The sequence below is a fragment of the uncultured Capnocytophaga sp. genome (assembly GCF_963525585.1).
Classification (GTDB): Bacteria; Bacteroidota; Bacteroidia; order Flavobacteriales; family Flavobacteriaceae; genus Capnocytophaga.
This window is the reverse complement of the sequence record NZ_CAURLX010000001.1, coordinates 37783-50237: the sequence shown is the minus strand read 5'-3', so window position 1 is coordinate 50237 and position 12455 is coordinate 37783. Positions and strand designations below refer to the sequence as shown.

The window sequence follows — 12455 nt, the reverse complement described above, 5'->3', positions numbered from 1 at the left end:
GTTCTTGTTTGATGCAAAGATATGAAATAATTTGAAAATTAGCAAATTAGGGAAAATGTACAAGTAATAATGGGGTGGTAGGAACAAGGTGACAATGGTGATGATGCCTTACTTTTACACCTTTGAGTGAAAAAGTGTGATAGTACAGATACATCTCTCTTCTTGATTTTCCTCTAATTCAGGAAAGTAACTATCGCCTCTCCCCTACTGGATGCCGTAGCAAAGAAAGATTGAAGTGCTTGAAAATGAAAATACAAATACTCAAAAATTTTCTCATTCCAATCCAATGAAGGGTATAATTTCTCCTCTTCATTCATTGCCTCAGGATCGTAGTGCGATTTTAGATCAGCTTCCGTAAGTGAAGCTATTTTGCGGTTAATACCCGCTACTTGCTCAGGAGTAAGGTAATGAGCAGGTCCGTAGCCTACATCCATATCTTCATCAAAGAATTGCGCACTAAAGAAGATACGATTGAGGCTATCTACTTCATCCTCAAGACTTCCAAAGGCAAATGCCTTTCCAGTAAGCAGATATAAAATGCCACCCCACGCTTTATCGATATCCATAGAATAAGCGTCATCTACTCTGTTTTCCAAAAAGAGATCAGGCTTATCTATATAACTTTCAAGTTCCTGCTTAGAGATGCGGAGCAAATACATAATCATTCCCATAGTTTTTAATATTTAGTCGTAATAAGTAATTTTCCTGTGTGCAACATAGATAGGATAAGAAACATTCTCTCTATATATACTGCATTGAATCCAATTCCCTTTGCTATCATACTGATAAACATACTGATAAGTTTCTAAACTTTCGTTGTTATCATTAAGGTCATATCTCTTTTTCGTTTTTATATCACCATTGGTATTGTAAGTATATACTTCCTTATGATTGTCTTCCTCATCAATTGCATAATCAAATTTTGTTTGTGTACTATCGGTATAGTAATAAGCTCTCACAGAAACCACTTCAATAGGATGATTTCTGTATATACAGATTGTTTTAGTAGGTGAAACAGATTGGTATTCTTGTTCTTCTTTCAACTTACCTTTTTCTCGCATCATTTCCTTCCAAAAACTATGAGTAGTATCCGTCTCAAAAGTTATAAGTCTTTTTATACCATCGTGAGAAATTACTACCGCTTTTATGGGATAATTGGAAGTATCGTATTTATATTGGGTAGTATATACCCCTTTTCTAGTAATGGAGATCACTCTTCCCTGTTCATCAAAAGAGTAGATAGTAGGAATATCAATTTGGTAAGTATCACTGCTCTCTACTGATTTCACTTTTCCTTTAAGCGACATACTTTTAGCTGTATAGACGCTTTGTCCGTGTAAACTTATAGGCAATATTAGTACTAAAATCAAAAAAAGATACCTCATCATAAGATTATATATTAGTTGTAATAAGTTATTTCCCTGCGTACAATTTCAGGGTATTTATCTGGTATAGGTGTCTGAAAAGTTTGCTTCTTCTCTACCCAATTTCCCTGCCCATCATACACATACTCATAACGGTAGCTATTACTCACTTCACCTTTTTCGTCGTAGAAAGTAATCGTCGCTACCTCGCCTTGGTCGTTATAAGTATAGACTTCCTTTTTTCCATCTCGAAGTATGTAATCAATTTTGCTATCCAAATAAGGTTTTTGGTAGTAAATCTCCTTCTCATCAATTACTTTTCCAGCAATGGTATGAGTTATTTTACAGTGAACAGGTGACAAATAATCTATTCTTAATTTCTCTGTCATCTTTTTATAAAAAGTAAGTTCTTCCCAAAAAGCCCCATTTTTAACGCGTATAAACATTATATCTGCCTTTATTTTCTCAGAATAGACATACTTTTTACCACCCGATAAATAGTGTTGATAACGATCATATTGATACACATACTTGATATCCGCTCCTATACTTTTCTCAGTGAGATCTCCTCTTTGGTTAAAAGAATAAAGCGTAGGGATAGGGCTTTGCATTTTCATAGTAGCTAATTTTTGAGGAGGATACGCATACTGAGTAGTTTCAGCAATGCTTTTCACCTTCCCTTTGAGCGACATACTTTTAGCTGTATAGAGATTTTGTCCACGTAACCCCATAGGCAATACCAAAATCAAAAAAAGATACTTCATCATAAGAGTTATATATTAGTTGTAATAAGTAATTTTCCTTTTCGCGAAATAAATGACCTTCCCTTTCTGATATGAGTTGTTCAATTTCTCATTTTCAAAATACATATAAGTATATTTCTGTTAATAATATTCAATATTTCTTATAGAAAGAACCCAAGGGGTTCCATCCTTGAAGGTAGTGCGTTCTATCCAGTTGCCTTCTTTGTCAAATGTATACTTATAGGTTTTCTCGCCAGAGTTAATGACTCCATTATCTTTTCTGTGGCTGATATTTCCTTTTTTATCATAGAAAGCATTGAGTTCTCCAGCTAAATACTCTCCAAAATAAAAAGAAATACGGCTTAATTGTCCCTTACTATTATAGGAATAGCGAAAAATAGGGTCAGAATCGGAAGGAATACTGTCATTTTCATAGGTAATAAGCTCTTTGATGCGTCCTTTTTTATCATATTGAATAGATTCGGCTGGGAAAATTCGTGTGATGTTGCCTTTTTCATAGATAAGAAGTTTCCTTTCTGGGAGCTTTCCTTCTTGGAATTTTTGATAATGAACTAAGCCCTCTGCTGTGGGTTCTTCAAATACCAATATATAGGTTTGTCGTGAAGTTTTTACCTTTGTTTTGATGAGAAATCCTTTGGAATTGTATTCGAATCGCAGTTTTGTAAAGTAGTTGTCTTTATAGAGATCCTCTTTCTCAGACACTTTTCCTTCGGGAGTAAAACAGACTTTATAATTTTCAGAAAAGTTCATAAATCCTAGCATTCGGTACAAGCCTACACTTTCCACGTCAGATACTTCTTCATCTTCTGCCAGATTATCTGTGCGGATAAGGCTTTCAAAATTCTGTTGTTCGCTATCAAAAAAATAAGTTTTCTGTTCCATACATTTTACATTTCCTCTAAGCCCTTCCATATCTCGGTGAGAGAGAGATTTTTTGGGAACTATTATGGTTATTAGAACAATAACAACAGGGATAATAATTATAGCAAGAATGATTTTCTTCATAGGAAACTTAATAAGTGTAAAAAATTCTTGGGCAAAGATAATAAAACCTTTTATCAATAGTGGGAAAAACAACAAATAAATTCATTTTTTGAAGATATTTTAAAGAAAATCAAGATAAAATTGCTATGTTGATAACTTTTTTTCAAAAAATATGGTTTTTGGCTATAGGTAGCTATAATCTGCAAAATATTGAAAATCAATATTTTGCAAATGAAAAAACAGCTAAGTATAGTAAAAATCACGATGTTAATAAAAAAATATTGAAAATAAGGCGATTGCGTTTTGTGTATTAAGGAAAAAGTTTGTATCTTTGCCCTCGCTTAAAAAAATATTTTATAAATGCCAACAATTTCACAATTAGTACGAAAAGGAAGAGCTAAAATAGCCAAGAAGAGTAAATCGGCTGCTTTGGATTCATGTCCCCAACGTCGTGGCGTATGTACCCGTGTGTACACCACTACTCCTAAAAAGCCAAACTCAGCAATGCGTAAAGTGGCGCGTGTGCGTTTGACTAATGGGAATGAGGTGAACGCTTACATCCCAGGAGAAGGACATAACCTCCAAGAGCACTCGATAGTATTGGTAAGAGGCGGAAGAGTAAAAGATTTACCAGGGGTACGTTACCACATCGTACGTGGTGCACTGGATACTGCTGGGGTAAATGGAAGAACCCAAAGACGCTCTAAGTATGGAGCTAAACGCCCTAAACCAGGACAAGCAGCTGCAGCACCAGCTAAAGGAAAGAAAAAGTAAATTTTTAAAAACCGTCTAAAACAATCAAATGAGAAAGAGACAAGCTAAAAAAAGACCTCTTTTACCAGATGCAAAATATAATGACCAGTTGGTTACTCGCTTTGTGAATAACCTTATGTGGGATGGTAAAAAGTCAGTGGCTTTTAAGATTTTCTATGATGCAATTGACATTGTAGAACAAAAGAAGAATAACGACGAAAAAACGGCGTTAGAAGTGTGGAAAGATGCACTTTCCAATGTAATGCCTCACGTGGAAGTACGTTCTCGCCGTGTAGGAGGAGCTACTTTCCAAATTCCGATGCAAATCCGTCCGGACCGCAAAGTGTCAATGGCTATGAAATGGCTTATAGGATATGCACGTAAAAGAAATGAAAAATCAATGGCTCAGAAATTAGCTGGAGAAATTCTTTCTGCTGCTAAAGAAGAGGGGGCTGCTGTTAAAAAGAAAATGGATACACATAAGATGGCAGAAGCTAATAAGGCTTTCTCTCATTTTAGATTTTAATCAGTAAGGTAGTATGAGTAGAGATTTAAAATATACAAGAAACATTGGTATCGCAGCACACATTGATGCCGGAAAAACAACTACCACTGAGCGTATTCTTTTTTATACAGGGAAAACGCACAAAATAGGGGAAGTACACGATGGTGCTTCTACTATGGACTGGATGGAACAAGAAGCAGAACGTGGAATTACTATCCAATCAGCTGCTACTACTTGTAAATGGAATTTCCCAACTGAGAATGGAAAACCTACAGCTGATGCTAAGGAATACCATTTTAATATTATTGACACTCCCGGGCACGTGGACTTTACTGTAGAGGTAAACCGTTCTCTTCGTGTGTTAGACGGATTGGTGTTCCTCTTCTCTGCGGTAGATGGAGTAGAGCCTCAGTCTGAAACTAACTGGCGCCTTGCAGACAACTACAAAGTGCCTCGTATGGGATTTGTCAACAAAATGGACCGTCAAGGTTCTGACTTCCTTAAGGTATGCCAACAGGTGAAAGATATGCTCAAATCTAATGCTGTGCCTATCGTATTGCCTATTGGTGAAGAAGCAGACTTTAAAGGAGTAGTGGATTTGATCAAGAACCGTGCTATCATATGGCATGAAGAAACTCAAGGAGCTACTTTTGATGTCGTAGATATCCCTGAGGATATGAAGGCTGATGTAGCCAAATACCGTGCTCAGCTTATTGAAGAGGTAGCAGGATATGATGAAGGACTTCTTGAGAAATTTATGGAAGATGAAGATTCTATCTCTGAAGAAGAAATCCACAAAGCGCTTCGTGCTGCAGTAATGGATATGGCTATTATCCCAATGACTTGTGGTTCATCTTTCAAAAACAAAGGAGTACAGTTCATGCTTGATGCGGTATGCCGTTACTTGCCTTCTCCTTTGGATAAAGAAGCTATTGAGGGAACAAATCCTAATACAGGAGAACCTGCTCTTCGTAAGCCTGCAGTAGATGCTCCTTTTGCTGCTTTAGCATTTAAGATTGCTACCGACCCTTATGTAGGACGTTTGGCTTTCTTCCGTGCTTACTCAGGACGTTTGGATGCAGGATCTTATGTATTGAACACTCGTTCAGAAAGCAAAGAGCGTATCTCTCGTATCTATCAGATGCACGCTAATAAGCAAAATCCTATTGAATACATTGAAGCAGGTGATATCGGAGCTGCAGTAGGGTTCAAGGATATCAAAACAGGGGATACCCTTTGTGATGAGAAATATCCTATCGTACTAGAAAGTATGGTGTTCCCTGATCCAGTAATCGGTATTGCAGTAGAGCCTAAGACTAAGGCTGATGTGGATAAGTTAGGTATGGCATTAGCAAAACTTGCTGAAGAAGACCCAACATTCCAAGTAAAAACAGACCAAGCTTCAGGACAGACTATTATCTCTGGTATGGGTGAGCTTCACTTGGATATCATCGTTGACCGCTTAAAACGTGAGTTCAAGGTGGAAGTAAATCAAGGAGAACCTCAGGTAGAGTACAAAGAGGCTATCACTGGCAAAGCTGATCACCGTGAAGTGTACAAGAAACAAACAGGGGGTCGTGGTAAGTTTGCTGATATCGTCTTCACTATGGAGCCTGCAGAAGAAGGTAAAGCTGGATTAGAATTTATCAACGAAATCAAAGGTGGTAACATTCCAAAAGAGTATATTCCTTCTATAGAAAAAGGATTCAAAGAAGCGATGAAGAATGGACCTCTAGCAGGCTTTGAAATGGATGCAATGAAGATTACTTTGAAAGATGGTTCTTTCCACCCTGTGGATTCAGATTCTCTATCTTTTGAGCTTGCTGCTAAGTTAGGATACAAGGAAGCTGCACGTGCTGCTAAAGCTGTTCTAATGGAGCCTATTATGAAATTAGAAGTAATCACTCCAGAGGAAAACATGGGAGATATCGTAGGAGACCTTAACCGTCGCCGTGGTCAGGTAAATGATATGGGCGATAGAAATGGGGCTAAGGTAATCAAAGCCAATGTACCACTTTCTGAAATGTTCGGTTATGTAACTACCCTTAGAACCCTTTCTTCAGGTCGTGCAACTTCTACTATGGAGTTCTCACACTATGCAGAAACCCCTTCTAACATATCAGAAGAAGTTATCAAAAAAGCAAGAGGTAATTAATTTGTAAAGAAAATGAGTCAAAAAATCAGAATAAAACTAAAATCTTACGATCATAATTTGGTAGACAAGTCTGCTGAGAAGATTGTAAAAACAGTAAAATCAACAGGAGCAGGAGTAGTAGGACCTATTCCACTTCCTACACACAAAAAATTATTTACTGTATTACGTTCTCCACACGTGAATAAAAAAGCGAGAGAGCAGTTCCAGCTAAGTTCATACAAACGTTTGTTAGACATCTATAGTTCATCACCTAAGACAATAGATGCACTAATGAAGCTAGAACTTCCTAGTGGAGTAGAAGTAGAAATCAAAGTGTGATAAAAAGCAAAACGGAAGATTTGCTTGACTTGTCCCAAAACAATAGCGTGAGGGAAAAACGGTTATAAATTGATATTCAGGGATGAAATACTTCACCCTGAATTTCAACTTGTAGTTAAAAAGAAAATTTTATTACACTATTCAAAACAAAAAGTTAATTAATTTTAAATATTAAATATGTCTGGGTTAATAGGAAAAAAAGTAGGCATGACTAGTATTTTTGATGAGAATGGGAAAAACATTCCTTGTACCATCATTGAGGTAGGACCATGCGTAGTTACCCAAGTCAGAACCAAAGAGGTTGACGGGTATGAGGCTCTTCAACTTGGTTTCGATGACAAAAAGGAGAAACACACGAACAAAGCAGCGGCAGGGCATTTTGCCAAAGCAGGAGTTACTCCTAAAAAGAAACTTGTCGAATTCCAAGGATTTGAGAGCAATTACAAATTAGGAGACACTATTACAGTTGAATTTTTTGTAGAAGGAGAATTTGTGGATATCACAGGAACTTCCAAAGGGAAAGGATTTCAAGGGGTAGTTCGTCGTCACGGTTTTGGAGGAGTAGGACAGTCTACTCACGGACAACATAACCGACTAAGAGCACCAGGTTCAGTAGGAGCATCATCTTATCCTTCACGTGTATTCAAAGGAATGCGTATGGCAGGAAGAATGGGTGCAGAAAGAGTAACAGTACAAAATTTAAGAGTGTTAAAAGTGATTTCTGAAAAGAATCTTCTCATCATAAAAGGATGTATTCCAGGTCACAAAAATGCTTACGTAACGATTCATAAATAATGGAAGTAGCAGTATTAAATATACAAGGAAAAGAAACAGGAAGAAAGATTACTCTTTCTGAGGCTGTTTTCGGGATAGAACCTAACAATCACACTATTTATTTGGATATTAAGCAATTCTTAGCTAATCAACGCCAAGGAACTCACAAATCCAAAGAACGTAATGAAGTAGCCGGAAGTACTCGTAAGATCAAAAAACAAAAAGGTACAGGTACAGCTCGTGCGGGAAGTGTGAAATCACCTGTATTTGTAGGAGGAGGTCGTATATTTGGTCCTCGCCCTAAGGATTATACTCAGAAGCTTAACAAAAAAGTAAAACGCCTAGCACGTCGTTCTATTCTTAGCCAGAAAGCAAAAGATGGAGCAATTATTGTCTTGGAAAACTTTAATTTTGAAGCTCCTAAAACTAAAGAATTTACAAATATTCTTTCTAACTTAGGGATTCAAGATAAAAAAGTACTTTTTGTATTGTCAGATATAAATAAAAATGTATATTTGTCCTCTCGTAATTTACCAAGTGTAAATACAATAACTGCCTCTGAATTAAACACTTACAATGTAGCTAATGCTACAAGTGTAGTGCTTTTAGAAGGCGCAGTAGAGGTTATTGAATCAATTTTAACAAAGTAAGACTATGAGTATATTGATAAAGCCTATCATTACAGAGAAAGCAAATAGCAATAGTGAGTTAAGAAATTGCTATACTTTTTCAGTAGATAAGAAGGCAAATAAGATCCAGATTAAGCAAGCTGTAGAAGCTGCTTATGGAGTTACTGTTGAGAAAGTAAGAACACTTAACTATGCACCTAAGCGTAGTGTTCGTTACACAAAAAATGGTTTGCAACAAACTCAAACCAATGCAGTAAAGAAAGCTGTAGTAAGCATAAAAGAAGGAGAAACAATAGATTTTTTTAACGCTATTTAAAAGACCATATGTCAGTAAGAAAATTAAAACCCATTACTCCCGGTCAGCGTTTTAGAGTGGTAAATAATTACGATGCGATTACCACTGATAAGCCGGAAAAGAGCTTGCTCGTTCCGTTAAAAAAGACGGGGGGTAGAAACAACCAAGGGAAGATGACCATGCGCTATATAGGAGGTGGTCATAAGAAAAAGTATCGTATCATTGACTTCAAAAGAAACAAATTTGGAGTAGAAGCCAAAGTAGTTTCTATTGAGTATGACCCTAATAGAACAGCGTTTATCGCATTGCTTCAATATACAGATGGGGAAAAACGATATATTATTGCTCCTGCAGGACTTAAAGTAGAGCAGACAATTATCTCTGGAGAGAATGTAGCTCCTGAAATAGGAAATGCAATGCCTCTTTCTCAGATTCCTCTAGGTACAGTTATTAGCTGTATTGAACTTCGCCCAGGACAGGGTGCTAATATGGCTCGTTCAGCGGGTACTTTTGCCCAGCTTATGGCAAAAGAAGGTAAATATGCTACTGTAAAGTTACCTTCAGGAGAGACAAGAATGATTCTGCTTACTTGCTTGGCTACTATAGGAGCAGTTTCTAACTCAGATCATCAGCTGATCCTTTCAGGAAAAGCAGGTCGTTCACGTTGGCTTGGTCGTCGTCCTCGTACACGTGCTGTAGTGATGAACCCAGTAGATCACCCAATGGGAGGTGGTGAAGGACGTGCTTCAGGAGGTCACCCTCGCTCTCGTAAAGGAATCCCTGCCAAAGGTTACAGAACTCGTTCTAAAACCAAGGCTAGTAATAAGTATATTGTAGAACGTAGAAAGAAATAAGGTAAGATATGGCTCGTTCATTAAAAAAAGGTCCTTATGTTCATTATGCTTTGGAGAAAAAAGTTCTTCAAAATAAGGAAACAGGAAAAAAGAATATTATAAAAACATGGTCTAGAGCTTCAATGATCACTCCTGATTTTGTGGGAGAGACCATTGCGGTACATAACGGAAAACAGTTTGTTCCCGTATATATCACAGAGAATATGGTAGGTCATAAGTTAGGAGAATTTGCGCCAACTCGTTCTTTCAGAGGACACGCAGGTGCAAAAAATAAAGGTAAAAAATAAGAAATATGGGAGTTAGAAAAAAATTAAAAGCAGACCAGATTAAAGAAGCTAAAAGAAATTTAGCTTTTGCAAAGTTGAATAACTGCCCTACTTCACCTCGTAAAATGCGCTTAGTGGCTGATCTAGTACGTGGAATTTCGGTGGAAAAAGCATTAGCTATCCTTAAGTTCAACCAAAAGGAAGCAGCAGCTAACTTACATAAGCTGTTACTTTCTGCTATTGAGAATTGGAAGACTAAGAATGAAGGGGTTGATATAGAAACCGCTCAAGTGTTCATTCAAGAAATTCGTGTAGATGGAGGAGCTATGCTTAAGAGGCTTCGTCCAGCACCACAAGGAAGAGCACATAGAATTCGCAAACGTTCCAATCACGTAACAATTGTATTAGGAGCAAAAAATAACACTGAAAGCTAAGATAGAGTATGGGACAAAAAACAAATCCAATCGGAAATCGCCTTGGAATTATCAGAGGATGGGAATCTAACTGGTATGGAGGAAATGACTACGGAGATAAGCTCGCTGAAGATGACAAAATCAGAAGATATATTCACGCTCACGAGCGTTTGTCTAAAGCTAGTGTTTCTCGTATAATTATTGAAAGAACTTTAAAGCTTGTAACAGTTACTATCACAACTGCTCGCCCAGGAATGATTATAGGAAAGGGAGGACAAGATGTGGATATGCTTAAAGAAGAACTTAAGAAAGTTACAGGTAAGGATATTCAAATAAATATCTTTGAAATTAAAAGACCAGAACTTGATGCTTCCTTAGTAGCCGCAAGTATCGCTCGCCAGATAGAGAATCGTATCTCTTATCGTAGAGCTATCAAAATGGCAATTGCTGCTACTATGCGAATGAATGCTGAAGGTATCAAAATTCAAATATCTGGACGTCTCAATGGAGCTGAAATGGCTCGTTCAGAGAGCTATAAGGAAGGGCGTATTCCGCTTTCTACTTTCCGTGCAGATATTGATTATGCTATTGACGAAGCACATACTACTTACGGACGTATGGGTATCAAGGTATGGATTATGAAAGGTGAAGTATATGGAAAAAGAGAACTTTCTCCTTTGGTAGGAATGACTAAGAAACCTCTTAATGGTTCTGCAGCCCCCAAAGAAGGAAATTCAGATGCAAAACGTGCTCGCCGAAGAAAATAATTTTTTAAATTAGTAAGTAATGTTACAACCAAAAAGAACAAAATATCGTAAGACGCAAAAGGGGAGAATGAAAGGAATTTCCCAAAGAGGGCATCAGCTTTCTAATGGTACATTTGGTATCAAATCCCTAGAGTCTGCCTTTATTACTGCTCGCCAAATTGAGTCTGCTCGTGTAGCAGCTACGCGTTATATGAAACGTGAAGGACAGCTTTGGATAAAAATTTTCCCAGATAAGCCTATCACCAAGAAGCCTCTTGAGGTACGTATGGGTAAAGGGAAAGGAGCTGTAGAATATTGGGTAGCTGTAGTGAAGCCAGGTAGAATATTATTTGAAGTAGGAGGAGTGCCTCAGGATATTGCTAAGGAAGCACTTCGCCTTGCAGCTCAAAAGTTACCCGTAACTACTAAGTTCGTTGTAGCGAGAGATTATCAAGATTAATTTGATGAACAATGAAACAGTCAGAAGTTAAAAATTTATCAGTTGCTGAGCTTGAGCAGAAGCTCATCGAACTTAAGAAATCATATGCGGAGATGAAATTGGCGCATGCTATTTCTCCTTTAGATAATCCACTAACTATCCGTACCACTCGCAGAATTATCGCACGTATAGAAAGTGAATTAACCCGTAGAGAATTACAATAATCATTGTGGCTTTAATATGGAAAAAAGAAATATCAGAAAAGAAAGAATAGGGGTTGTTACCAGTAATAAAATGGATAAATCCATTGTGGTATCCGTAGTAAAACGTGTAAAACACCCTATGTACGGGAAATTCGTATTGCAAACTAAAAAGTTTGTTGCACACGATGAAAAAAATGATTGCAATATCGGTGACACCGTGCGTATTATGGAAACTCGCCCTCTTAGCAAAACTAAATGCTGGCGATTAGTAGAAATTATTGAAAGAGCGAAGTAATTATGGTACAACAAGAAACAAGATTAAAAGTAGCAGATAATACCGGAGCCAAAGAAGTTTTGACAATCCGTGTACTTGGTGGAACAAAGCGTCGTTATGCGTCTGTAGGTGATAAAATAGTTGTTACTATAAAAGAAGCAACTCCTAACGGAAACGTAAAAAAAGGACAAGTATCCACCGCTGTAGTGGTAAGAACAAAGAAGGAAGTAAGACGCCAAGATGGTTCTTACATCCGCTTTGATGAGAATGCTTGTGTACTCCTCAATGCTGCTGGAGAGATGAGAGGCACCCGTGTCTTTGGTCCTGTAGCACGTGAGCTTCGTGACAAGCAGTTTATGAAAATTGTGTCATTAGCACCTGAGGTGCTTTAATCTATGCAATGATGATAAAGCTAAAAATAAAAACTGGCGATACAGTACAAGTAATCGCAGGCGATCACAAAGGGGAAAAAGGAAAAGTACTCAAAGTAGATCGTGAGAAGAACAAGGCTATCGTGGAAGGTGTGAATCTTATATCAAAGCATACCAAACCCAGCGCACAAAACCCACAAGGAGGTATTATAAAAAAAGAAGCTCCTATCCAAATATCCAATCTATCTCTCCTAGATCCTAAGACAGGAGAGCCTACTCGTGTAGGATATGAAGTGCGTGATGGCAAAAAAGTGAGAATTTCTAAAAAATCAAAACAAGTAGTGTAAT

20 protein-coding genes are annotated in these 12455 nt (G+C 37.5%); 16 read left to right on the top strand and 4 right to left on the bottom strand.

The window, feature by feature from the left end:
* Positions 1-173: 173 nt before the first annotated feature.
* From RYK20_RS00360 to RYK20_RS00345, 4 genes are all read right to left on the bottom strand, one after another.
* Positions 174-671, bottom strand: a complete 498-nt coding sequence (locus tag RYK20_RS00360) for a YfbM family protein (protein WP_314893996.1) — start codon at positions 669-671, stop codon at positions 174-176.
* Positions 672-683: 12 nt separating this feature from the next.
* Positions 684-1352 (bottom strand): hypothetical protein, encoded by a 669-nt coding sequence (locus RYK20_RS00355; protein ID WP_314893995.1) that lies wholly within the window; start codon positions 1350-1352, stop codon positions 684-686.
* 47 nt (positions 1353-1399) lie between these two features.
* Positions 1400-2131 carry a hypothetical protein gene (locus RYK20_RS00350; RefSeq protein ID WP_314893994.1) on the bottom strand — a complete coding sequence of 244 codons (732 nt, stop codon included), beginning with the start codon at positions 2129-2131 and terminating at the stop codon, positions 1400-1402.
* A gap of 117 nt (positions 2132-2248) precedes the next feature.
* Positions 2249-3133, bottom strand: coding sequence for a hypothetical protein (locus RYK20_RS00345; protein WP_314893993.1), 885 nt, complete (start codon positions 3131-3133; stop codon positions 2249-2251).
* 339 nt (positions 3134-3472) lie between these two features.
* On the opposite strand from RYK20_RS00345, the gene rpsL reads away from it, so the two are divergent.
* From rpsL to rplX, 16 genes are all read left to right on the top strand, one after another.
* Positions 3473-3886, top strand: a complete 414-nt coding sequence (rpsL, locus tag RYK20_RS00340) for a 30S ribosomal protein S12 (protein ID WP_002666477.1) — start codon at positions 3473-3475, stop codon at positions 3884-3886.
* Positions 3887-3914: 28 nt separating this feature from the next.
* Entirely contained in the window at positions 3915-4391 is a 477-nt protein-coding gene (rpsG, locus tag RYK20_RS00335) for a 30S ribosomal protein S7 (protein ID WP_009642347.1), read from the top strand.
* A 13-nt stretch (positions 4392-4404) separates the two neighbouring features.
* Complete coding sequence (fusA, locus tag RYK20_RS00330; protein ID WP_314893992.1) at positions 4405-6525, top strand: elongation factor G; 2121 nt, start codon at positions 4405-4407, stop codon at positions 6523-6525.
* A 12-nt stretch (positions 6526-6537) separates the two neighbouring features.
* Positions 6538-6843, top strand: a complete 306-nt coding sequence (rpsJ, locus tag RYK20_RS00325) for a 30S ribosomal protein S10 (RefSeq protein ID WP_002666495.1) — start codon at positions 6538-6540, stop codon at positions 6841-6843.
* Between the two features lie 177 nt (positions 6844-7020).
* Positions 7021-7638, top strand: a complete 618-nt coding sequence (gene rplC, locus RYK20_RS00320) for a 50S ribosomal protein L3 (RefSeq protein ID WP_297978391.1) — start codon at positions 7021-7023, stop codon at positions 7636-7638.
* A complete protein-coding gene (gene rplD, locus RYK20_RS00315; RefSeq protein WP_297978392.1) occupies positions 7638-8267 on the top strand; it encodes a 50S ribosomal protein L4 in 630 nt (209 codons plus the stop codon). The genes rplC and rplD overlap by 1 nt, the downstream gene beginning before the upstream one ends.
* Positions 8268-8271: 4 nt before the next feature.
* Entirely contained in the window at positions 8272-8562 is a 291-nt protein-coding gene (rplW, locus tag RYK20_RS00310; RefSeq protein WP_297978393.1) for a 50S ribosomal protein L23, read from the top strand.
* A gap of 8 nt (positions 8563-8570) precedes the next feature.
* On the top strand, positions 8571-9395 hold the full coding sequence (gene rplB / locus RYK20_RS00305; RefSeq protein ID WP_297978394.1) for a 50S ribosomal protein L2: 825 nt from the start codon (positions 8571-8573) through the stop codon (positions 9393-9395).
* Positions 9396-9403: 8 nt separating this feature from the next.
* Positions 9404-9682: a 30S ribosomal protein S19 gene (gene rpsS, locus RYK20_RS00300; RefSeq protein WP_297978395.1), complete on the top strand. Its 279-nt coding sequence runs from the start codon at positions 9404-9406 to the stop codon at positions 9680-9682.
* A gap of 5 nt (positions 9683-9687) precedes the next feature.
* Complete coding sequence (gene rplV / locus RYK20_RS00295) at positions 9688-10095, top strand: 50S ribosomal protein L22 (RefSeq protein WP_297978396.1); 408 nt, start codon at positions 9688-9690, stop codon at positions 10093-10095.
* 8 nt (positions 10096-10103) lie between these two features.
* Positions 10104-10841, top strand: a complete 738-nt coding sequence (rpsC, locus tag RYK20_RS00290; protein WP_297978397.1) for a 30S ribosomal protein S3 — start codon at positions 10104-10106, stop codon at positions 10839-10841.
* A 19-nt stretch (positions 10842-10860) separates the two neighbouring features.
* Positions 10861-11280, top strand: a complete 420-nt coding sequence (gene rplP / locus RYK20_RS00285; protein WP_297978398.1) for a 50S ribosomal protein L16 — start codon at positions 10861-10863, stop codon at positions 11278-11280.
* An 11-nt stretch (positions 11281-11291) separates the two neighbouring features.
* Positions 11292-11483: a 50S ribosomal protein L29 gene (gene rpmC / locus RYK20_RS00280; protein WP_297978399.1), complete on the top strand. Its 192-nt coding sequence runs from the start codon at positions 11292-11294 to the stop codon at positions 11481-11483.
* 16 nt (positions 11484-11499) lie between these two features.
* The gene (rpsQ, locus tag RYK20_RS00275; protein WP_297978400.1) at positions 11500-11757 is read left to right on the top strand and encodes a 30S ribosomal protein S17; all 258 of its coding nucleotides are present in this window, start codon (positions 11500-11502) and stop codon (positions 11755-11757) included.
* 2 nt (positions 11758-11759) lie between these two features.
* On the top strand, positions 11760-12128 hold the full coding sequence (gene rplN / locus RYK20_RS00270) for a 50S ribosomal protein L14 (protein WP_297978401.1): 369 nt from the start codon (positions 11760-11762) through the stop codon (positions 12126-12128).
* 11 nt (positions 12129-12139) lie between these two features.
* Complete coding sequence (gene rplX, locus RYK20_RS00265; protein ID WP_297978402.1) at positions 12140-12454, top strand: 50S ribosomal protein L24; 315 nt, start codon at positions 12140-12142, stop codon at positions 12452-12454.
* Position 12455: the final 1 nt, after the last annotated feature.